The organism is Massilimicrobiota sp. mt181 (assembly GCF_055420065.1).
In genome coordinates, this window is the sequence record NZ_JBVAYN010000003.1 from 23,678 (window position 1) to 46,276 (window position 22,599).

General features: G+C 30.1%; 27 protein-coding genes and 1 other annotated feature. Of the genes, 6 read left to right on the forward strand and 21 right to left on the reverse strand.

Annotated elements, in window-relative coordinates; translation table 11 throughout:
- Nucleotides 1-15: 15 nt before the first annotated feature.
- Nucleotides 16-251, reverse strand: a binding site (T-box leader).
- Nucleotides 252-340: 89 nt separating this feature from the next.
- A complete protein-coding gene (locus ACZYT4_RS02450) occupies nt 341-1,078 on the reverse strand; it encodes a prepilin peptidase (RefSeq protein WP_463782067.1) in 738 nt (245 codons plus the stop codon).
- Between the two features lie 213 nt (nt 1,079-1,291).
- Here ACZYT4_RS02450 and ACZYT4_RS02455 point away from each other — a divergent pair, with 213 nt between their 5' ends.
- Nucleotides 1,292-2,638, forward strand: coding sequence for an MATE family efflux transporter (locus ACZYT4_RS02455; RefSeq protein ID WP_463782068.1), 1,347 nt, complete (start codon nt 1,292-1,294; stop codon nt 2,636-2,638).
- Between the two features lie 88 nt (nt 2,639-2,726).
- On the opposite strand, the gene ACZYT4_RS02460 is transcribed toward ACZYT4_RS02455, so the two are convergent.
- Both ACZYT4_RS02460 and ACZYT4_RS02465 read right to left on the reverse strand, forming a co-directional pair.
- On the reverse strand, nt 2,727-2,999 hold the full coding sequence (locus ACZYT4_RS02460; protein ID WP_463782069.1) for a hypothetical protein: 273 nt from the start codon (nt 2,997-2,999) through the stop codon (nt 2,727-2,729).
- 31 nt (nt 3,000-3,030) lie between these two features.
- Nucleotides 3,031-3,927: a Y-family DNA polymerase gene (locus tag ACZYT4_RS02465; RefSeq protein WP_463782070.1), complete on the reverse strand. Its 897-nt coding sequence runs from the start codon at nt 3,925-3,927 to the stop codon at nt 3,031-3,033.
- A 138-nt stretch (nt 3,928-4,065) separates the two neighbouring features.
- Here ACZYT4_RS02465 and ACZYT4_RS02470 point away from each other — a divergent pair, with 138 nt between their 5' ends.
- A complete protein-coding gene (locus ACZYT4_RS02470) occupies nt 4,066-4,662 on the forward strand; it encodes a LexA family protein (RefSeq protein ID WP_463782071.1) in 597 nt (198 codons plus the stop codon).
- Between the two features lie 81 nt (nt 4,663-4,743).
- Here ACZYT4_RS02470 and ACZYT4_RS02475 read toward each other — a convergent pair whose 3' ends face one another.
- The 4 genes from ACZYT4_RS02475 to ACZYT4_RS02490 all read right to left on the reverse strand — a co-directional run bounded on the left by ACZYT4_RS02475 (nt 4,744) and on the right by ACZYT4_RS02490 (nt 8,944).
- A complete protein-coding gene (locus ACZYT4_RS02475; protein WP_463782072.1) occupies nt 4,744-5,565 on the reverse strand; it encodes a GNAT family N-acetyltransferase in 822 nt (273 codons plus the stop codon).
- Nucleotides 5,566-5,716: 151 nt separating this feature from the next.
- Entirely contained in the window at nt 5,717-7,480 is a 1,764-nt protein-coding gene (dnaK, locus tag ACZYT4_RS02480) for a molecular chaperone DnaK (RefSeq protein ID WP_463782073.1), read from the reverse strand.
- 27 nt (nt 7,481-7,507) lie between these two features.
- Entirely contained in the window at nt 7,508-8,110 is a 603-nt protein-coding gene (locus ACZYT4_RS02485) for a J domain-containing protein (RefSeq protein WP_463782074.1), read from the reverse strand.
- Nucleotides 8,111-8,944, reverse strand: a complete 834-nt coding sequence (locus ACZYT4_RS02490; RefSeq protein WP_463782075.1) for a DUF5685 family protein — start codon at nt 8,942-8,944, stop codon at nt 8,111-8,113.
- 116 nt (nt 8,945-9,060) lie between these two features.
- Between ACZYT4_RS02490 and ACZYT4_RS02495 the strand changes: the two genes are divergently transcribed.
- Nucleotides 9,061-10,374, forward strand: coding sequence for a replication-associated recombination protein A (locus tag ACZYT4_RS02495; RefSeq protein ID WP_463782076.1), 1,314 nt, complete (start codon nt 9,061-9,063; stop codon nt 10,372-10,374).
- Nucleotides 10,375-10,379: 5 nt separating this feature from the next.
- On the opposite strand, the gene ACZYT4_RS02500 is transcribed toward ACZYT4_RS02495, so the two are convergent.
- The gene (locus ACZYT4_RS02500) at nt 10,380-11,126 is read right to left on the reverse strand and encodes a carboxymuconolactone decarboxylase family protein (RefSeq protein ID WP_463782077.1); all 747 of its coding nucleotides are present in this window, start codon (nt 11,124-11,126) and stop codon (nt 10,380-10,382) included.
- A 98-nt stretch (nt 11,127-11,224) separates the two neighbouring features.
- A complete protein-coding gene (locus ACZYT4_RS02505; protein WP_463782078.1) occupies nt 11,225-12,103 on the reverse strand; it encodes a LysR family transcriptional regulator in 879 nt (292 codons plus the stop codon).
- Nucleotides 12,104-12,486: 383 nt separating this feature from the next.
- Here ACZYT4_RS02505 and nrdI point away from each other — a divergent pair, with 383 nt between their 5' ends.
- Nucleotides 12,487-12,846 carry a class Ib ribonucleoside-diphosphate reductase assembly flavoprotein NrdI gene (gene nrdI, locus ACZYT4_RS02510; protein ID WP_463782079.1) on the forward strand — a complete coding sequence of 120 codons (360 nt, stop codon included), beginning with the start codon at nt 12,487-12,489 and terminating at the stop codon, nt 12,844-12,846.
- Nucleotides 12,847-12,934: 88 nt separating this feature from the next.
- Nucleotides 12,935-13,327 carry a MerR family transcriptional regulator gene (locus ACZYT4_RS02515; protein WP_463782080.1) on the forward strand — a complete coding sequence of 131 codons (393 nt, stop codon included), beginning with the start codon at nt 12,935-12,937 and terminating at the stop codon, nt 13,325-13,327.
- Between the two features lie 38 nt (nt 13,328-13,365).
- Here ACZYT4_RS02515 and ACZYT4_RS02520 read toward each other — a convergent pair whose 3' ends face one another.
- A complete protein-coding gene (locus ACZYT4_RS02520; RefSeq protein ID WP_463782081.1) occupies nt 13,366-13,674 on the reverse strand; it encodes a hypothetical protein in 309 nt (102 codons plus the stop codon).
- 117 nt (nt 13,675-13,791) lie between these two features.
- On the opposite strand from ACZYT4_RS02520, the gene ACZYT4_RS02525 reads away from it, so the two are divergent.
- Nucleotides 13,792-14,487, forward strand: a complete 696-nt coding sequence (locus tag ACZYT4_RS02525; RefSeq protein ID WP_463782082.1) for a YoaK family protein — start codon at nt 13,792-13,794, stop codon at nt 14,485-14,487.
- 66 nt (nt 14,488-14,553) lie between these two features.
- Here the strand turns inward: ACZYT4_RS02525 and ACZYT4_RS02530 are convergent, their stop codons facing one another.
- The 11 genes from ACZYT4_RS02530 to ACZYT4_RS02580 all read right to left on the reverse strand — a co-directional run bounded on the left by ACZYT4_RS02530 (nt 14,554) and on the right by ACZYT4_RS02580 (nt 22,597).
- A complete protein-coding gene (locus ACZYT4_RS02530) occupies nt 14,554-15,543 on the reverse strand; it encodes an aldo/keto reductase (protein ID WP_463782083.1) in 990 nt (329 codons plus the stop codon).
- A gap of 1 nt (nt 15,544) precedes the next feature.
- Nucleotides 15,545-16,120: a histidine phosphatase family protein gene (locus ACZYT4_RS02535; protein WP_463782084.1), complete on the reverse strand. Its 576-nt coding sequence runs from the start codon at nt 16,118-16,120 to the stop codon at nt 15,545-15,547.
- The gene (locus ACZYT4_RS02540; protein ID WP_463782085.1) at nt 16,113-16,937 is read right to left on the reverse strand and encodes an MBL fold metallo-hydrolase; all 825 of its coding nucleotides are present in this window, start codon (nt 16,935-16,937) and stop codon (nt 16,113-16,115) included. Before ACZYT4_RS02540 ends, ACZYT4_RS02535 begins: the two co-directional genes overlap by 8 nt.
- Nucleotides 16,938-17,042: 105 nt before the next feature.
- Nucleotides 17,043-17,615, reverse strand: coding sequence for a TetR/AcrR family transcriptional regulator C-terminal domain-containing protein (locus tag ACZYT4_RS02545; RefSeq protein ID WP_463782086.1), 573 nt, complete (start codon nt 17,613-17,615; stop codon nt 17,043-17,045).
- 20 nt (nt 17,616-17,635) lie between these two features.
- Nucleotides 17,636-18,301 (reverse strand): potassium channel family protein, encoded by a 666-nt coding sequence (locus ACZYT4_RS02550; RefSeq protein ID WP_463782087.1) that lies wholly within the window; start codon nt 18,299-18,301, stop codon nt 17,636-17,638.
- Between the two features lie 6 nt (nt 18,302-18,307).
- On the reverse strand, nt 18,308-19,708 hold the full coding sequence (locus ACZYT4_RS02555) for a TrkH family potassium uptake protein (RefSeq protein WP_463782088.1): 1,401 nt from the start codon (nt 19,706-19,708) through the stop codon (nt 18,308-18,310).
- A 755-nt stretch (nt 19,709-20,463) separates the two neighbouring features.
- Nucleotides 20,464-20,607 carry a hypothetical protein gene (locus tag ACZYT4_RS02560; RefSeq protein ID WP_463782089.1) on the reverse strand — a complete coding sequence of 48 codons (144 nt, stop codon included), beginning with the start codon at nt 20,605-20,607 and terminating at the stop codon, nt 20,464-20,466.
- Nucleotides 20,608-20,628: 21 nt separating this feature from the next.
- A complete protein-coding gene (locus tag ACZYT4_RS02565; protein WP_463782090.1) occupies nt 20,629-20,805 on the reverse strand; it encodes a hypothetical protein in 177 nt (58 codons plus the stop codon).
- 39 nt (nt 20,806-20,844) lie between these two features.
- A complete protein-coding gene (locus ACZYT4_RS02570) occupies nt 20,845-21,555 on the reverse strand; it encodes a YncE family protein (protein WP_463782091.1) in 711 nt (236 codons plus the stop codon).
- A 30-nt stretch (nt 21,556-21,585) separates the two neighbouring features.
- The gene (locus tag ACZYT4_RS02575) at nt 21,586-22,143 is read right to left on the reverse strand and encodes a hypothetical protein (protein WP_463782092.1); all 558 of its coding nucleotides are present in this window, start codon (nt 22,141-22,143) and stop codon (nt 21,586-21,588) included.
- A 31-nt stretch (nt 22,144-22,174) separates the two neighbouring features.
- Complete coding sequence (locus ACZYT4_RS02580; RefSeq protein ID WP_463782093.1) at nt 22,175-22,597, reverse strand: VOC family protein; 423 nt, start codon at nt 22,595-22,597, stop codon at nt 22,175-22,177.
- Nucleotides 22,598-22,599: the final 2 nt, after the last annotated feature.

Sequence of the window (22,599 nt, forward strand, 5' to 3'; positions counted from 1 at the left end):
AAAAACACCTGTCCATCAAAGGACAGATGTTATCACCTGCGGTACCACCTTTATTGGTTAATAAAATAACCCACTCTCTAAAATGCCAACACATTTTTGCTTTATAACGTAAGCTCACGTCGCCGGATACTCGTTGCCTTTCCCCATTGCCCTCGTGGGTCCATTTACTTAACTGCCATTATCTAGCTTCCACCACCCTAGACTCTCTGAAAATACATCTTTAAGTTTTATCTCCCACTCATCGGTTTTGTTATTATCAATCTATCATATATCCATATCGATGTCAACACTATTTTTTGATTAAATACAAATATATATAATAAATTTATGAAAACAACAATTATAAACCATATAAAGACAGAATTTGTTCACCCCAAAATAAAGCAATTAAGATACCGATACATAAATATATACCAAATGCCATATGTTCTTTTCTATTGACACCTTTTTGAACCATAAGATAAGATGCATATCCTCCACCAAATAAAACAGCCAAAACAAAAGCAACAACAATCTTTCTATAACCTAGTAAAAAACCGTTAATACACAGTAATTTTATATCTCCTCCACCAAAACTATCAGGTAAAAAACAATTCAACAAGAGAATTGGACCACTAATAATAAACAGACCTATCAAACGTTCTATCAATGGTATCTGATAAAACGAACAAAGACAAATTATCATCACAATTTCCCAAATTAAACATATATCAGGAATTATCATCCATTTATGATCAATTATTGAAATCACAATAAAATCCATGATCAACAAAAATAATAGCAAAGCTTTCAAAATCTGTGTCTCATAGTAAACAAGAAAAACCAACAAACATCCACTGAAAATTTCAAAAAAAGGATAAAATATTGAAATACGTTTTTGACAATATCGACAACGTCCCTTTAATAGCACAAAACTGACAATGGGTATTAGATCTTTCCAGTCTAAGGGATGAAAACATTCAAAACAAAAACTTCTCCCCTTCGCAATGCTAATTCCTAATGGTAAACGATCAATACATAAACAAACAAAACTTCCAACAATAGTCCCTAAAATAAAAAACCAAACATATAAAAACATCAAAATCTCCCCTTTCATAGATATTTTTATAGTTGGTTTCTTTTCATATTGAGGATATTGCCATTTTATCATAATTAATATTTTGACTTCAAGAAAAAAACAATTGACATTTTTTTAAATATCTATAAAATATGTTTTGCTGTGAGCTATAGATTTCTCTATTTCTGATTATAAATAGAAATCTATAGCTTTTTTTATGAAAGGAGTTTTTAGATGACAGAAAAAAGAAATCCCATGAGTTATAAACCTATATTTCCTCTTTTAATGACAATGGCTTTTCCGCCAATGATTTCCATGTTGATTCAATCATTATATAACATTGTAGATAGTATATTTGTTGCACAACTTGGAGAAGAAGCACTAACTGCTGTTTCATTAATATATCCACTTCAGAATCTATCACTAGCTTTTTCATGTGGTGTTGGTATTGCAATGAATGCATTAATAGCAAGACACTTAGGTGCAAGTGAATATAAAAAAGCCTCTTATATAGCCAGTCAAGGTATCGTCATGACTTTATTACACTCATTATTATTTGTCATTCTAGGTTTATTTTTTATTCAACCATTTTTAACACTATTCACCAATAATCCAAAGGTTATTCAATATGGTAATGAATATGGAATGATTGTGATTACATTAACTTTTTCAACTTTCATTCATCTCGCCATTGAAAAAATGTTTCAGGCTTGTGGAAATATGGTCATTCCAATGATCATGCAGATGGTGGGCGCTATAGTCAATATTATTTTAGATCCAATTATGATATTTGGATATTTTGGTTTTCCAGCTCTAGGCGTAAGTGGTGCAGCTCTTGCAACCATCATTGGACAATTCGCTGCTTGTTTTTTATCCATATTTTTATTTTTACGTTATAATTCCCATATTCAAATATCTTTTCATCATTTTCAAATTGACTGGGTAACATTTAAAAGTCTATATGCAATTGCTATTCCTTCTGGTGTTATGATGTGCCTGCCTTCTCTTCTGGTATCCATTCTAAATGGCATACTTTCTTCCATATCACAAAGTGCAGTTGCCTTTTTTGGCGTATACTATAAATTACAAACTTTTGTGAATATGCCTACTTCTGGCGTTATCCAAGGTATGCGCCCTATTATGAGTTACAATTATGGTGCTCATCAAAAGCAACGTATGAATCAAACATTAAAAATATCAACAATCACAATTGGGACCATCCTTTTCATTGGAACTTGTCTATTTTCTATTTTTCCAGTTCCAATTCTTCAATTATTCAATGCTAACGCAGAAATGTTAACAATCGGTATCAATGGATTACGCATTTTATCCTTAAGTTTCTTATTGTCAACTTTTGCAGTTGTTATGTCTGGCGTTTTTGAATCATTAAGTCAAGGTGCACTTTCCTTAATGATTACACTCACTCGTCAATTTATTTTCATTATTCCTTTATCATTTATTTTGTTACCTATTTTGGGATTGACAGGGATTTGGTGGACATTCCCATTATCAGAATTAATTGCTTCCATTCTCGCATTCATTTTATATAAAAAAGTATTTAAAAATCTACTTCTCAATTGATTTGAATGATTGTATGAATAAGAATTCTCATTTTACCACATAAAATGAGAATTCTTATTTTTTTATCTATAATATGATTTGAATCATACTAATAACAGCCTTGAGAAATCGCCACAGCAAGATGAATTCCTCTTTTAAACTGAATAAAACCATATTCATAAACGAACTCATTGACGCAACTATCCAAATCTTCAATATCTTTTTGATTCAATGTCAGTTGTTGATCTTTCATTCGTTCCTGGAACTGATCTATTAAATCAAAATAACGAATATGTATTTTTTCTAACATATCTTCTTCTTCCTGATTTAAAATAATATCAGAATTATAAATATCCCTTAAAATATTTTCATTTTCTCGCATGATTTTCTCCTTAAAATAAGGCTTTCATCCACTAAACTGTCTTCTCAAAGAAAAAATGATTTTTAAGAAATGTTGGATTATTATTTTTAAACAAGCTCCATTTTTCCTGAATTGTGGAAGTTCTTTTGTGAGAACATAAAATTTGATTGTCTTGTAAATCAACAAAATCAGAAAATATAACTTTTAAATCAAAATATATATTTTGAAATGAAAAATCTTTCAGAAGTCGCCATATAATATTTTGAATTTCATTATTTACGTTTGTAAAATTTCTAAGTTTTTCTTCTAACAAATAACAATGATAATGAGAATCATAAAATTGGATTTGAATTGTTCTCATTCCATAATCTTTTTCTTTTAACTGATGAACCAATTTTAAACTTAATTTTTCTGCAATCTGAAAAGCTTCATTAAAATTCGTAAACTGTAACAGCTTTTCTTCTCCATACATTTTAGGAAGGACAACATGATTTCTCTGTGTCTTTAAAGTTTCTTCCAACATTTTTTGACGTATGTCTTTTCCAAAAATAGATTTTGCTTGTCTATAAGTTAATATTTTATATCTGTCTGGCGAATGATAATATATCCATTTGGCTAAATCTTTATGAAAACTGACTCCTAGATAGAGATGGATATCTAACTCCTTATCTATTTTTGAAGCGATTTCTTCAAGGAGTTCCCTTGAATCCATACCATATAAATATTGTGATTTTGTTAAATCAAAATAAATATCGTTATCTTCATCAAAGACATCATCACAGTATTCATATAAAATATTTTTTATTTTCTGTTTATAAAAATCATATTCTTGCAATGAAAAGTTTTGTTTATGAGATTGAAAAACCTTATCAATCCATTGTATTTTTTTCTCTTTTATTTGTTCCATACATTGCTCAAAATAAATATATCCAACAAAAGCATTCCACATATTTCTCACTCCTCAACTTTATTATATATGACATTGTTGCATATTTCAACTATTTTATGCAACTTTTTTTAATTTATTTATTATTTTTTATTTATTTTAGATGTATTTTATTGTATAATATGCACAAGGAGGAAACATATGGAACTCAAGGATATTATCAAAGATTATAAATACAGAAATCAACTCACCAATGATGAAATTGCTCAAAAACTTGGCGTAACCAAATCAACTGTTAGTCGTTGGATTTCTGGAGATGTGAAAAGAATTCAAGATGAAACACTCAAGCGTTTAAATGATCTTTTAGGTTATGATATAGAACCAATTATCAAAGGACAGTCTATTCATTTAAAGCGTCCTATTTTGGGATATGCAAAAGCTGGTTATAATATGTATGGAGAAAATAATTATTTAGGTGATGAAGAAGTCACTGAAGAAGACTTTTATAAAGGTGACTATTTTTTACAGATTGAAGGAGATTCAATGATTGGTTCAGGAATCATGGATGGTGATTTGGCTCTCATTAAGCAATGCTCCACTGTTGCAACAGGAGATATCGCTGTTGTTATGATTGCTGGTGAAGAGGTCACTGTCAAAAGGATTATCAAAAAACCAGATATGCTCATTTTAGAAGCTACTAATCCTCTTGTAGAAAACAGATATTTTTCAAGTGAAGAAGTTGAATCACTTCCTGTTCGTATTATCGGTAAAGTCATCTATACAAAAACTTATTTCTAAACAAAAAAATCTCATTTTATGTAGTGAACTTCCTAAGTCTTTATAGCTTTATCTGTTCACTACATTTTGTTTTGAGATTTTTTATATTTCACATGCCATACAAACAATGTTATCTACTTCCTGAAAAGCATTTTTCTTATAAAAATGTTGACTTAAAAAGCCACGAACTGTATTGAGAACTATTCTTTCAATATGATTTTTTTGGCATTCTTTTTTAACCATATTTAAAAGTTCCGTTCCTAAACTTTGCCCTTGATATTGAGGTGCAATACATAGTTCATCAATCCATAACTCTTTTCTTGATAAATAAGTCATTTGTCTTCCTAAGACCAATCCAGACAAGTGATTATCTTGATATAATACAAATCCAAATACATAAGGCGAATGCAGCATTTCTTTTAAACGTTGATACGACTGATCATAAGTCCATGATTCACACCAAGGTTCCTGTTGGAAGCATTTTTGAAATAAACTGGCACATTCTGACAAATGAAAATCATACATTTTCAATAATGAAATGTCTTTTCTTTCCAAATCAAGATACATATCATACCATATAGCTCCACCATGTTGTGAATTTGATTTCCCTAGACATGTATAACCAAATTGCTGATAAAAAGATATCAGTTCTTTTTTACAAGTTAAAACCATCCCTTTCTTTCCACGGCAATAAGCTAATTCTATAAAAGCATTCATGAGCTTTTGCGCAATACCTCTATGTTGATACTGTGGTAATACATCTAAGCCAAAAACACTTTGATAAGGATAATCATTATGATGTAATGTTGTATCTTCATAATGTTGATCATTCAATGTTTGCGTATCTATACATGCTCCATTAATAAATCCAACAATTTGTCCTTCTATAGTAGCGACTAAGAAACTTTTTTGAAAAACTTGCATTCTTTGCTGGAATTGTCTCTCGGTTGCTGCTTCTTTGATAGGAAAACATTTTTTTCAATCAATGCAATTTGCTTCAGATCTCTATTTTCTACATACCTAATTTCCATATAACCTCTTTTCTGATAAAAAGACATTGAAAATCCTCAATGTCTTATTCTCCCATCGCTAGTAAAAATGCTGCACTACCTTCCAATTTTTGTTTTGCTTCTTTAATGTTTTGAAATTCAGCATCAGAACATGTTTCAAAATGAATCTTTTTTGTCATTTTCTTTAATTGATTTAATTCATTTTTTATTTGTGATTTCACTGTTTTATCAATTTCTTTATTATGTTTAGCCAAACCAGCTTCAACACGATTCATTAATGACTCTAAATCATTTTTAAAAACAAGTCGTTCTTTCGTCATAGCATCCTGTTTTTCAAACTCCTTAGCTTCACGGATAGCTCTTTCTATATCTTCATCTGACATATGAGAACCATTTTCAATCGTAATGCTCTGCATATTTCCACTAGCCAAATCTTTTGCTGAAACACTGACAATACCATTAACGTCAATATCAAAAGTAACTTCGATTTGAGGAACACCACGCATTGCACGTTTAATTTTCTTCAATTTAAATTTTCCCAAACTTTTATTATCTTTTGCTAGAGGTCTTTCACCTTGCAAAACATTGATTTCAACCTGTGTCTGAAAGTTAGATGATGTTGTAAAGATTTGGCTATGACTTGTAGGGATAGGTGTATTACGATCAATTAATGGTGTTGCAACACCGCCTACTGTTTCAATAGAAAGCGTTAAAGGTGTTACATCCAACAACAAAACATCGTAATTTCCCATTGCTGAGACATCACCAGATAATTTTCCAGCTTGAATACCAGCTCCCATTGCGACACATTCATCTGGATTCAATGATTTACTAGGAACAATTCCTGTAATTTCTTTGATTTTTTCTTGTACAGCTGGAATACGTGATGATCCACCAACAAGAATAATTTTATTTAATTCAGCAGGTAACAAACGTGCATCATTTAAAGCATTTTGTATTGGTAAAATTGTTCTTTCTACCAGATCTTTAGTAATACGATTAAAAGTCTCTCTTGTTATTGTCATTTCAAGATTTTGTGGCCCAGCCGAAGTTGTTGTAATAAAAGGCAAGGAAACAACTGTTGAAATCATAGAAGATAATTCAATTTTTGCCTTTTCAGCAGCTTCTTTAACACGTTGAATAGCCATCAGATCATTTTTCAATGAAATTCCCGAACTTTTTTCAAATTCAGTGAAAATATATTGTGCGACTTTGTCATTAAAATCATCGCCTCCTAAATGGTTATCTCCTGATGTTGAAAGGACTTCAATAACACCATTTCCTATTTCAATAATAGAAACGTCAAAAGTTCCTCCACCCAAATCAAAAACCATCATTTTTTGACCATAGCTGTTCTCTAAGCCATAAGCAAGTGCAGCTGCTGTTGGTTCATTGATAATTCTTAAAACTTCCAAACCTGCAATTTTCCCTGCATCTTTTGTAGCTTGACGTTGGGCATCATTAAAATAGGCAGGAACAGTAATAACAGCTTGTTTCACTTCTTCACCTAAATAATTTTCAGCATCAATTTTTAATTTCTGTAAAATCATTGCTGATATTTCTTGTGGGGTATATGATTTTTGTCCTATTTTTTTCTTGTAATCAGTTCCCATTTCTCTTTTTATAGATGAAATAGTTCCAGTTGGATTTGTAACAGCTTGTCTCTTTGCACTTTCCCCCACCAATCTTTGTCCATCACTTGTAAAAGCAACAACACTTGGTGTTGTTTTTGCACCTTCACTATTAGGAATAATGGTTGTTTTCCCATTTTCAATAAAGGACATACAACTATTTGTTGTTCCTAAATCAATACCAATAATTTTACTCATAAGACATTCTCCTTTAACGACAATTTATTAATAACATCTACAACAACAATTCATAAAAATATTTAACATCAATAATGAATAACAACAATTGGCCATATTAGCATATGGTGATGTATATGTTTGTTGCGTTTGACGATATTGACCACTTCCTGCCTGCAACTGCTGAACTAAGAAAATATATTGAAGATTTCCTGGCTCCATTTGTGCTGCTGTTTGTGCATATTCTAAAGCAGTTGCATTGTTTCCAATACCATTCATTGCAAGGGCACTATAATAAAACCATAAAGAGTTACGTGTACGAATTTGTTCAAGAATATTTAAAGCATCCTGATATCTACCCGCATTGATATAGGCACCTACATCCTGAAAAGCTTCCTGTTCATTACCATGATATTGATAGCTCGTTTGTGAATTTTGCCCATATGTCTGGTTCGTAAATCCTTTTTTTCGATTATCCATAATTGTCTTATATGCATTTTGTACTTGTTTAAATTTTTCAGTATATTCAGCTTGGTGTTCACTATTAATATTGGCATCAGGATGATATTTTTTACTCAAAGTTCGATAAGCATGTTTGACTTCATCATCTGATGCATTAGGAGATATTCCTAAAATTTGATATGGATCCATTTATTTCTTATCCTCCATTCTTTTTTTATAACGTAATTCATATTGACTCCAAACACCACTATATATGATATTTCTTAAAATTTCAATATTTTCCTCTATTGGTAAATATTCAAAAGCTTCAGCAGCACGTGAAATCATCATCTCTAAAAGTGCATGCGTCTGCTCTTCAAAATGGTTCTGCTGAAACTTTTTTATAAACGGATTATAATTGTGATCCTTTATATCTTTTTCAATATCATCATAAGCATCTAACAAATAAATAAATTTACCTAAATAAAAACCAAATTCATAAAGATAATCTTTCCATAAATCATCTTTATAACAACATATCTCAGCCATAACTCTGCCAAAACATCCAGAAATATCATCAATATGAATATCTTCCATCTTTTCATATTCATGTATTTTAATAAGCTGCTGTTCTATCAAAGATAATTTTTGAGGGAATTCTTTTTTTATCGATTGGTAGCTTTGATTTAAAATATTTTTATAAACATTTTTCGTTATTTTTCTTTCATCAAGCCAATCATCCTCGCATTTTAAATAAGTCAAGGCAATCGTCATTTTTGCTGCATAATCTATTAATTCATTTCTCACTTCAAGATGTTTTTTCATCGGATGTAAGAAGCATCTTCGATATTCCCTATGATTCAGAGGTTCATAGAGTCCTGTGAGTAAAATTGCCAAAAATGTCATATCATAATTTAAAGCAACACGACCTTTTATGCTATAATGTTCCTGCATTGTTCGACATAATCCACAATAATAGGATTGGTATGTATCAAAGTCTTTGAACTTCATTTCAGGTTTATTTATAACGATATATCCAAACATGACAATCTCCTCTTTAAAATTCATTAGTCATAGTATAAAATGAAGATATGAACATGACATGAACTCAAGATTGTTTTTCTTTGAAAAGAAGGAAATATCAAAGGGAGGTTATGATAATGGACAATCAAAATCAATTCTTTCTAGAACCCCTAGCCAATCGTTTGCGTCCACAAAACTTATCTGATTATGTCGGTCAAAAACATTTGGTAGGTAAAGGAAAAATTTTATATCGTTTTATTGAAAATGATCAAATTCCATCAATGATTTTCTGGGGTCCGCCAGGAGTTGGCAAAACAACCTTAGCACGTATCATTGCCAGAACCACAAAGGCCCATTTTATTGATTTGAGTGCAGTGAATAGTGGTGTCAAAGAGATCAAAAAAATCCTAAAAGATGCAGAAACCATTCAAAAAGAAGGTATGAAAACAATTGTCTTCATTGATGAAATACATCGTTTCAATAAAGCACAACAAGATGTTTTTCTTCCATATGTTGAAAAAGGCAGTATCATTTTAATTGGTGCCACAACAGAAAATCCATCTTTTGAAATCAATTCGGCCCTCCTTTCACGTTGCAAAGTGTTTGTACTTCATGCTTTAAATACAGAAGACATTTTAGAGCTTTTAAATCATGCATTAGAAAGTCCAAAAGGTTTTGGAAACATCGATATACATGTGGATAAACAGAGTTTAATGATGATAGCTCATTTTTCTAATGGAGATGCAAGAATTGCTTTAAACACTTTAGAGATGGCCGTTTTAAATGCCTATCAGGACGATGATCAAATAATGATTACACCTGAAATCATTGAACAAATAACATCTCAAAAATCTTTACTCTATGATAAAAATGGTGAAGAACATTATAATCTGATTTCTGCTCTTCATAAATCGATGCGCAATAGTGATGTTGATGCTGCTATATACTGGTTAGCAAGAATGCTAGAAGCTGGTGAAGATCCACTTTATATTGCTCGAAGACTTGTCCGTTTTGCAAGCGAAGACATTGGAATGGCAGATAGCCGTGCTCTTGAAATTGCAATTGCAGGATATCAGGCTTGTCATTTCATAGGCATGCCTGAATGTAGTGTCCATTTAACACATGTAGTGACCTATTTATCCTTATCAGTGAAATCTAACGCATTATATGTAGCCTACGAAAGTGCTAAAAAAGATGCATTAGAAACAATCTCTGAACCCGTTCCACTACACTTACGTAATGCCCCAACAAAATTAATGAAAGATCTTCATTATGGTCAAGGCTATCAGTATGCACATGATTTTGCAGACAAGCTGACAACTATGACTTGCCTACCTGATTCTCTTTTAAATAAAGAGTACTATCATCCAACTTTGCAAGGTCATGAAAAAAAGGTTGCATTACGCCTTCAACAAATAAAGAAATGGAAAAAAGAAAAGAATAAAGCGTAAAAACTTTATTCTTTTATAATTTCATTAATAATATTAATAGCATTCAGTGTTCTTGGAAAACCAATATATGGTTGGCATTGAGTAATGACATCTATTAATAAATTTCTAGTATTTCCCACTGTTATATTTGCAGCAGTATGAGCACGTAATTGATTTTCACATCCTCCTAAAGTTGCTAAAATAACGAAAGTCAATAACTCTCTTGTTTTTAAATCCAATCCTTTTCTTGTATAAAAATCTCCAAAACAATAAGCTGATAAATAATCCTGGATATGTTTTAATTCCTGTGGTGCATGATCATGGTTAGCTTGAATATTTTCTCTACCAAAAGCCTCACTTTGAACATCAAAACCAGCTTGAAATCTTGTATTTTCATCAACTGTTGATTGACTTTCTAATGGTAAAGATATTTGATTTTCCTTAAAAACTTTATGAACAACATCTAAAGCTTCTTCTACTTTTCCTAATCCAATATATGGTGTACATTGGTACACTGCTTCTTTGATTTCAACAGATCTAACCTCTGCTTTCAATGCACTATATACGTGTTCTTCTAAAGCTTTTAAACACATATTCGTAGTATTAACAACAATCAGTATCAATTCTCTTAAACCTAATTCAAGATTGCCATGCTGATAAACATCACCATAAATATAATGAATCATTATGTCCTCAAATTCTAAATCATGAGGACAAATATGTTCTTTTTGTAATTGATTAAATAATTCATTTGCCTTTTGAATATCTCTCATATATATACCTCCTGATAAACTTATTTTATGATTTTTCAAGAAGTATGTCTAATACTTATTATCTATTATATAAAATGCTTTTCAAGCATTTATACTAACTAAAAAAAAAACTGACAAAGTTCCTGAATAAAACGTGTTGCTGTTGCTGAAAATACTTGATGTTTTTTCCAAACTAGAACAGCTCCTGTTTCAAAAACTGGTCTAAGAGGAATAAAGCGAACTAAGGATTCATCATGCATATAAACAATTTTATCTAAACACAGGGCATATCCTAACCCTTTTTCTACTAAAATTGCTGCATTATAAATCAAATCATAAGTTGCAACAATGTTTAATTCACTGACATCAATACCCATCCAATGAGCAATTTCATTTTGAACAATCAGACGATGTCCAATTAACAGTGGCAGATTTAAAATATCATCAGGTGTGACATATTCTTTTTGAGCTATTTCACTATCTTTGGGAGCTAAAATTCCCCAAGCTTCCTTATAATTCAGACGTACATAATCATATTTTTCAATATCTACTGGTTCAGTTAATAATCCTACATCAATAAATCCCTGGTCAATTTTCTGTTTTACATCATCAGCATTTCCACTATATAGATGATATTGAATATGAGGATAATGCTGCTGAAATTTGATCATAAATTCTCCCAATTGATGCATTGCATGAATTTCCCCTGCTCCCACAAAAATTTCTCCAGCTATCAATTCATCTGCCTCCAAGAATTCTTTTTCTGTTTTATCAGTTAAATCAATGATTTCTTCTGCTCGTCTGCGTAATAACATACCTGCATCCGTTAAAACAACTTTATTTTTCCCTCTGATTAAAAGTTTTGTATTCAATTCTTCTTCTAATTGCATGAGCTGTCTTGATAATGTTGGTTGTGTAATATGCAAAACTGCTGCAGCCCTTGTAATATTTTCTTCTCTTGCAACTGTTAAAAAATATCTTAATATGCGTATTTCCATAAACACCCTCTTTTCTCATTCTTTCCTTTATTGTACTAAAAAAGAAGTAATTTTGATACCATTTTCTTATGATGAATTATATACTATCGTCTATTCTTAATTAGAAACCATTCAAGAATTATAATGAAAACCAAAATAACAGAATCATTTTTACCTTTTAAATCATACTTTATGGTATAAAAACAATAAATCAATTCTATTCAACACCTCAAAATAATTTTCTATTATGCCCTAACTTTCTCTTCAAACAGATCGTTTTTTATCTATTTTAAAATCATCTTATTTTACATTGAGTTATATAATATAATTATTAAAATACTTGATTTTTTGTCAATAACAGTTATGATATATATGTTAGCTATAGCTAACCAAGGAGGAAAACTATGAAATTTGTATATGCAACAAGAACAGGAAATGTAGAAAGTCTTATAAACAAATTAAATATTCGTGAAGCATTGAAAATTGAATTAGGTCAAGAAAAAATAGAAGAAGATTTTCTTTTATTCACCTATACAGATGGATACGGTGATGTCCCAATAGAAGTTGAAGATTTTTTATCTCTTAATGGACAATACCTTCAAGGAGTCATTGTTAGTGGCGATCAAAATTATGGCGAAGCTTATTGCAAAGCTGGTGATCAAATTAGCAAAGAATATAATATACCTTGTCTTTATAAAGTCGAAAATGATGGTAACGATAATGATATCAGAATTATTACTGAAATCATCCAAAAATATCACTAAATTCATAAAACCATTCTTATATTCATAAAGGATGATATTGCTTTTTTCAACTAAAAACATTATGATAATGACTAAGGAGATGAAAGCTATGAATTATTCGATTAGCGACGTTTCAAAAATGACAAATTTACCTATTTCAACCTTAAGATATTATGACAAAGAAGGTTTACTTCCCTATATTGAAAGAAAAGCTTCTGGGTATCGTGTTTTTAAAGATGATGATATTCGAATGTTAGAAATTATTGAATGTTTCAAAAATACTGGTATGTCTATTAAGGAAATCAAACATTTTATAGAATTGGTTAAACAGGGAAATTCGTCTTTACAAGAACGTTATAATTTGTTTTTAGAGAGAAAAAAGACAGTAGAAAAACAAATGGAAGATTTACAAAAACAGTTGGATTTAATTAATTATAAATGCGAATATTATTATGCTGCATTACAGAATGATGATAAAAATGAAACTCACAATCATTTATAGATGATTGTGAGTTTTTTAGACTGATTATTCATCAGTCTTTAAATATGGGTCAAATTCTTCTCATAGCGTTTTATACTTTCAATCATTTCTTCTGTCGCTTTTTGAGGACTATTTTTTAAAAAGCCATCCTTAAATTCATAACAAAGATTTATTGAATCTTCGGGAATATCTTTAATGCTTTCATTTGAAAAACCTATTTTCCAGCATTTATTTTCTCGATAAGCATATAACGTCATATCATCCACATCTTTCACATCATGAAACAATTGTTTCACAAGCTCATATAAAGCATATGGTGAAATATAATACAATGAGCCATCGCCTCTTTTCATAATTCCATTATACAATATTTAAACCCCTTTCAACAATATTAATCACATGTTTTTTTATTTTTTTCTTCAACAAATATTGCCAAATGATTATTCAATGCTATAATTAAATACATTTGAGGGAGAATATGAAATATGAAAAAAAATTATCATGATGTCATTACCCATTACCTAATGGCCATAGTTGGTGGTTTCTTTGGTGGATATGCAATATTTGCACGTATGAATGTTTTTGGATCAGCTCAAACTGCTAATTTAATTGAATTAATTAAAAATATCTTAGGAGCAAATTATTTTGAAGGAATATTGAGGATTGGTGCACTCTTTATATATGTTCTTGCTCTTATTCTGGGAACATACTTTACTCATAGAACCGATTGGAATTTAAAGTATCTTGTTTTAAAAATAGAGATATTCTGTGTGATACTTTTAGGGTTTATTCCTATGAATGTTAACCCTATTATGGCCTTATATCCATGTTTCTTTGCAACAGCTTTTCAATGGAGTATTTTTAAAGGCGCAATTGGTTATACATGTTCAACTATTTTTTCAACCAACAATATCAAACAAACTGTTATAGCATTTACAGAATATTTTTTAGCAGATCAACAAGATATCCAACAAGAATGTCTCAGAAAAGGTTGCTTTTTTGCCGGAACTTTAATTTTCTTTCATACTGGTGTGGTTTTAGCGTATCTTCTTTGGACACTATTCTTAGAAAAATCAATCTTATTTTTGTTATTATTCCTTTGCGTAATTTATATATATTTGAAAATAAGCGACAATTTATTTATAAAAAAGAATTCTATAGAAAAAAAGATGATTGCCTAATGAAGTGGATCCTGTTATTTGGATATCCAAATAATGGAGATTCATTTCAAAAACAATCATCTTTTTCTATTTTCTTTGTTCAGCCATAACCCCAACAAGACGATGTGGCTCATATAATTCTTCTAAATATGCCATTTCTTCATCATTCAACTGTAAATCTGTAGCTTTAACCATGGTATCAACATGATGTAATTTTGTTGCTCCAACAATTGGAGATGTGACTTGATGCATAAGCCATGATAAAGAAATTTCACTCATAGAAACTTGATGTTTTAAAGCAAGTTCTTCCACCCTTTTAATGATTTCAAGATCTTTTTGAGCACTGGCATCATACTTTCCTTTTGCATAAGTATCTTCTATTAATCTTTTAGATTGTTCTCCTGGATGTTTGGCCAATCGTCCTGAAGCCAAAGCACTATAAGGTGTCATTGCAACATGATGTAAATCACAGTATGGCTTCATTTCTCTTTCTTCTTCTCTAAAAATTAAATTATAATGCCCTTGTACTGAAATGAATGGTTGCCATTGATGTGCCTTAGCAATTTCATTAGCCTTAGCGATTTGCCATGCATAACAATTAGAAACCCCAATATATCTCACTTTTCCTTTTTGAATCATTTCATTTAAAGCTTCTAAAGTTTCTTCAATAGGTGTCAATTGATCCCAAGCATGTAAAATATACAAATCAACATAATCCATCTGTAATCTTTTTAAGCTATTATCTAAACATGTTTCAATATGTTCTTTAGCAGTTATACCTTGTTGAATCTGTTCTTTTGTACGACCATGAAATTTTGTAGCAATCACAACATCTTCTCTTCTTGCGCATTCCTTAATTGCTTTTCCTAAATATTCTTCACTTGTTCCACCCTGATATGCCATAGCCGTATCAAAAAAATTAATACCTTGATTAACAGCATATTCAATAATCTCCTTTGAAGGTTCATATGGTAAAGTCCAGCTATGCATCCCCTGACTCGCATCGCCAAATCCCATACATCCTAAACATACTCTTGAAACATTTAAATCACTATTACCTAATTGTACATATTTCATGTTACATATCCTCCTGTCTTATAACTTTTTTTAGAACAAAATTATGATTTTCAAATTCATATATAAATATACAACAATTTCCAAATCCTTTTTTTAATTCTTCTGTTGGATCCTGATAAGCTCTTAAAAAGTTAAAACATGCTCCACCATGACTCATAGCTAGTACTGAATGATGATCATCTTTTTCCATAATTTCTGTTAATGTCCTCTTCATTCTCTCTTTGACTGTATCATTAGATTCCCCACCAAATTGTAAATAATAAGTTTTACACTTTTGTGGATCATTCTCAGCTAAATAATCATTTTCGCCTTCTAATACTCCATAATGATTTTCTTTTAATCCTTTACATCTAACATAAGGCATGGATGTGATGATTTCTAAAGTATCACAACACCTTTCGCTTGTCGAAGAATAAGCATGATCAAAAGTAATACGATGATCCTCAAACCATTTTTTAGCATGTTGTGCCTGTTTAATGCCTAATGGTGTTAAAGGGGAATCACACCATCCCTGAATTTTATGCAAGGCATTAAATAAAGTTTCACCATGACGCATCAAATAAAGTGTTTTAGCCATTGTTTTGACCTAATACATATGCTTCTCCAGGTGCAAGAACCTGAATTCTTTCGGGATTGACAACTTTTTGATATAAATCTTCAGGATTTCCATTAAATGGTGTCATATCAGGAGCATCAACACTTCCCCAATGGATGCAAATCAAATCAGCTTCTGGGTAAGTATTAGCCAGCTTGATTGCTCCATCTAAAGTAATATGCCATTCATTATCAGCAAAATCAAATAAAATGACATCAGGTTGAGGCATATGTAAATGTTCTTCTAATAACTGTGAATCACCTGGTAACCAAATATCACCATCTGGAGTATTGAACCAATAACCACAATAATCCTTTTCTTCCCAATAACGATATTGCCATTTCTTTGAACCATTTTGCCAATTATGTTTGGCCGGAGTCAATTGAACAGTCATATCATGAAGCTGAATTTTATCATAAATATCCTGTTTCATAGTTGGATAACCTTCTTCATTCATGACATCTGCGACATAATTAGGGGCATAATAATGTTGACATACATCTGATACATGTTGACATGTCAAACGAGAAAAATGATCATTATCAATATGTGTGATGAATACACCATCAAGTTTTTTTACGTCTTTAGATTGGATTGGAACTTCATATAATAAAGGTAAATCAAATCCTTCTAAAACTGGATCAATCATAATATCAGTTCCATGACTATGAATCATAATACCTGCTCCACCAAGCCAATAAATTCTTGTTTGCTGATCTTGATGAAACGCATCTGCTGACATAGGAATACTTTTTGGGGCTACAGCTTGCCCTTTTTCATTTTTTAATATTTTTCTCATAAAAAAGCTCCTTTCTTTTACATTTTTATTTTATCGTAAAAGAAAGGAGTTTTCTATTTATATATTTCATTTTTTGTCCACAAATGGACATTTTCATCAATTTGTCTATTTTTCATATGGATTCATTTTGTTTTCACTATCTTGAAATAATTTATCCATACCAATACTTCTCATACGAACAACCATATCTGCAATCTCTTCACATGGTACTGGCATATCAGATAAAATCCAAGATAAAGTCATACTGCTTGAAGCATTAGCATGATATATTGTTGCAAACTTTAATGTATCTGGCATAGGTTTTGTTCCATATAAATTTTGATGCCATTTCAAATCAAAATCTTGACAATGTTGAGTCATATAATCTTTCAAACAATTTTGACCATCCATCTGACAAGCCTGCTTCATAAAATGATGATATGTCTTTATATTTTCATATGTTTCTAAAAGAGATTTATAAAAATCAATAGACATGTTATCATCCTTGAAATCAGGAACAATGTATCGATCATATACATAACAAATCAGATCATTCTTATCTTTAAAATGATTATAAAAAGTTTGTCTGCTTACACCTGTTGTCTTTAAAATTTGAGAAACAGTTAAAGATTCTAAAGGTGTTTTTTCACATAACTCAAGCAATGCATCTGCCAAAATCTTTTTTACATCAATAGACATATTCTCACCTACTATTTCAATTATACAATTAAATAATCAAATTTTTCAATTTTTTCTGTTTCAGCTACCATTAAGAAATGATCATTCATTTTCAAAACATAATCTGGATCAACAGAAAGTTCTAATTTTTGAGTTTCCATATCTCTTTGTCCTAATATATTTATTCCATATTTACGTCTTAAATCCAAAGAAGACAAAGTATGTCCTACCCAAGCTTGTGGTACTTTCATTTCAACAAGACTATAATTTTCATCAAGTTCAACCAAATCAGTAATATTCTTTCTCAATAATCCACGCGCTAATCTTTCTCCCATTTCTTTTTCAGGACGAATAATACGATCTGCACCAATTTTTTCTAAAACAGCTTTAAATCTTTTATTTTTTGCTTTCGCAATAATATAAGGAATGCCAATTTCCTTTAAATTCAAAACACCTAAAAGACTTTCTTCTAAATGGTTCCCGATTGCTACAATACCAACATCAAAGCCTTCAATTCCTAAATCAATTAAGAATTGCTGATCAGTAATATCACCAATAACAGCTTTCGTTGCATATTCAGATACTCTTTGAACACATTCATCATTTTTATCTACAGCCACAACCTCACAACCATATTGTGACAATGTTTTTGTAATTGTAGAGCCAAAAACACCTAATCCTAAAACAACAACTTGTTTACTTTTCATTTTATTTTAACCTATCAGGACATCTGAAACTGGATAGACAATGTCCTTTCCTTTCTTTTGATTATATTTTTTTGCAAAAACCAAGACCATTGTTAAAGGTCCAATACGTCCAATATACATCAGAATAATAATTACAATTTTACCAAGAACTGTTAAGGTTGGCGTTAAAGCTGCAGACAATCCAACCGTTCCAAAGGCAGAAAAGACTTCAAAAATTAAATCAATGAAGTCAGCTCCTTCATTCATCGATAGAATAAATAATCCAAATGTACAAATAAAGAAACTTAAAATTGCAATTGTTAATGAACGTTTTACAACTTGATCGGCAATACGACGTTTAAACAGTTTTACATTCTCATCTCCTGATGATAAAGAATGAATATATAATAATGCAATAACTAAAGTTACTGTTTTAATTCCACCTGCCGTTCCAGCTGGAGAACCACCAATAAACATCAGTATAGACATAAATAATTTTGTTGAATCATATAAAGATGCCATATCTACTGATGCAAATCCAGCCGTTCTGGTTGTTGTTGATTGGAAGAAACTAACTAAAATTTTATCTCCCCATGGTAAAGAACCAAGAGTCCCTGGATTATTATATTCTAAAAATAAAATAACTAATGTTCCTCCAAGCAATAAAACAATTGTTGCCAATAAAACAATCTTTGTATGAAGTGATAGTGAAGAAAAGAATTTTTTTATTCTAAAAAATTTGAAGTTTTCTTTATAATGCTGCCAAGACATTCTCAAATCAATCCACACTACAAACCCTAAACCACCAGCAATAATGAGTCCAGCAATTGTAAAATTCAATAAAATATTTGTTTGATAAGGAATTAATGAATTTGGCCCCATAATATCAAATCCTGCATTACAAAAAGCAGAAATAGAATGCCAGATTCCATAATAAATTCCTTTAATTATTCCATATTCAGGAATAAAAACAATACACAACAAAACTGCTCCTAGCATTTCAAAAAAAGCTGTATATTTAATAACTCTTTTTATATATATTCCAATTGCAGCCATTGAATTTTGATTTAATGCTTCTTGCATAATCATTTTATTTGTATATGTTAATTTCTTTCTTAAAGCATAAATAAACATATTTAACAAAGTCAAAAAACCAAGCCCACCAATTTGAATGAGCAAAATAATAATAAGTTGTCCAATAACTGTATATTGATCTGCCACAACAACAGGAACCAAACCAGTCACACAAGTTGCAGAAGTTGCAATAAATAAATGATCAATATAAGGGGCTATTGCTCCTTGATTAGAAAACGGACAAGTCAATAATAAAGAACCTACCAATATAACCATAAAAAAACTAAAGGCAATACGTCGCATAGGTGAAAAAGTTTTCTTTTTCTTTGATTTATGAAAATCAACTGCTTCCATCTTTTTCCTCCATAACTCTAATATTTCAGTATACTCTTTTCTTAATAAAGAACATCATTTCCATGATTTATTATCAACTCTTATAACTTTCCCTAAGACAACTCCTTTCAAATCTGTTTATAAAAAAACAGATTCTGTAAGAATCTGTCACAGTATATGTTTTTATAGTACAAAACAACATTGAATAAATAAAGCATATTTGCTTTATGACAGACTCCACCACTTATTCGAGACACATTGTATCATACTATAATCTTTTGTCAATCAAAACACTATGTTTTATATAATTTTTAGAGAAGGCTTCTCAAAATTCCCTTTATTAGGATGAAATATTAATAGTGGAATTCAAACATACTTTATGAATATATTTTCCCTTATCAATGTGAGCAATCACAAATAAGAGAATGAATATCCCGAAAAACAAACATACATTTCAGTACATCACTGCCTTTGAAATTCTTAACAATTATCTTATTTTTCATAATATCATTCCATTATTTAATTATATAACATGACTATAATTAGTAGGTTCATATAAATTTCATTATTTACTAAGTTAGATGTTTTAAAAAACATTTGAAACATGACCATTATACCTCAAAGCAATCTCAAAACATAAAAATCTCAATAACAAAAATACATATACAAATAAACTTCACACCAAATACAATCATTTTTATTTTGTGTATTTTTCCTTCATGAGCTTTTCTTATTAAGAATTATATGTTTACAACAAACTCCCTTTTAATTCTTTTTTAAAAACAAGCACAGCCCTTTGAGTTCCTAAAAATGACATAGTCACAAAGTGATAGCCTTGCTTTTCCATTTCTATTATTTTTTTCTATTTTATCGACTGCATTATTAACTGTAATACCTTCAATCAATTCTGTTTTATACATAAAATTTCACCTTCTAAAAATTTAATTTTTTTTATTTTTTCTTTTTCTTTTAAAAGAACCCATACAAACGAAAACAACACTCAAAATTCCAACTGGTATATAAATTGTATTAGGAATAGAATAAACAAACTTATCTATGCCTGACATAATAATGTAGATAGCAAATCCTACAATAATTAAATTACTCGCATTCTTCATTATATAAACCTCTCAAATTCTCATTTATTTATTACTTTTTTATAATTTTGAAAATATAGATTTCGACTTATTTTCCAAATCATTATATGTATCTATAATTGTTGTTTTTTCTATTGTTTCTAGATTTTTCAGCTGAGAAGACAATTCCAATGCTTTATTCGAAAAGCCATGATCTTCCCAATTTTTAAAAGCACACAAATATTCATATTTATCTTTATCTAAAGTTTTTATATCTTTTAAATTATGAGAAACTAATTTTGCAATAAATCCATAATCAAATATTCCTGCATCATCTCTCATAAATCCTAATAGATAACAAATATTATTTTTATCAAACTCCAAATTTTTAAGAACTATTTTTTCATCGTTTTCAAACAATGTTCTGATAACACTGTACTCTTTCATATCGTAAATAGTTAATCTCGTTTTTGTAGAATAAATAGGTCTTTCAATATTATATAAGTAATTTCCATCGTTGTTAAATGCAAAACCATCATCTTGTGAACCAATTTGTGCAGTTTTTATCTTTTTTAGTAGCTTTAACTCATCTAAATCATAAATAAGCAAATAACCTGCTGTAGATTTCGCAACTAGTATATTTGTATCAGGCTTGAATTTTGCTCGATAAGTATAAGGTGCATCTTTAAAAACTTGTAACTGTTTACCATTATGATCATAAATATAAAGACTTGCTCCATTACAGCCCACAGTATATTTATCATTATTACAAATTCCCCAAAATTTCTTCATAACCTTTCTCCTTAAATTACGATTTATTTATTACATTTTACTTATCAACTTTCCTGAAAAATCAATTTCATAAAAATTTCCTTCAAAATCATGTAGCTTAATTGAGTTCTCACATAATTCAAATGACTTTTTCTCTGACATAGATACAAATATATCTTTACCCGAAAAGGACCATTTCTTATTAAAATTAAAGTCCAACATGGTTATTTCAATTTCCCCATAAATGATATAACCATTCTGTACCCTGTATATTCCGTAATTACATCCAAAACAATCAAATTCCTTGAAATTTATCATGGCGCCGTTACTTATATCCAACTGAACAACAGCATTATTTTGTAAGATAGTTAAAGTTTTATATTCAAGAACAGCACAATCTATGTCATAGCTATAAAAATCACCTATTAATGCAATGCTAATTGTTTTGCTAAACAAATTTATTTGTACAGAGAAAGTCTTATACATATCATTGCGTCTTAAGTACCTTGGATTTATCACCAAATCATATGGTTTATTGTCTGTCGATTCAACAGTGTATGTTGTATCTATAGAAATATTTACATTACAAATATCATTCTGTAATATCACATTGTTCAGCCCCTCCGCATAAAATTAGGATTTAGTAATTTCCTGTTGTTTCTAAAATATTGCCATCAGGATCTATAACGTTAAAATAATAATATGGCATATGGATATTTACATACATAATATCTGAGATTTCTCCGATATTTAAATCTTTGACCCTCTCATATTCACTTTTTAAATCTTCCACTTCAAAATTAAAGATGACTATATTATTTTTTCTGCACCCATCTTCTTTATAGAAGTCATCAATATATGCTTTATTGAAATGAATATCTTTAGATTCCTCTAATAACTTTTCATCATATTTTTTCTTATAAAGTGCAATTTGATTTCCACAGTCAAATGCAATCCATCGGTCATCATTACAATATAATGGCTCTTTTTGCAAAAGTAATCTATAAAATTTTAAAGACTTTTCCATATCACTAACACATATATAAGTAGTAGCTAATTTCATTT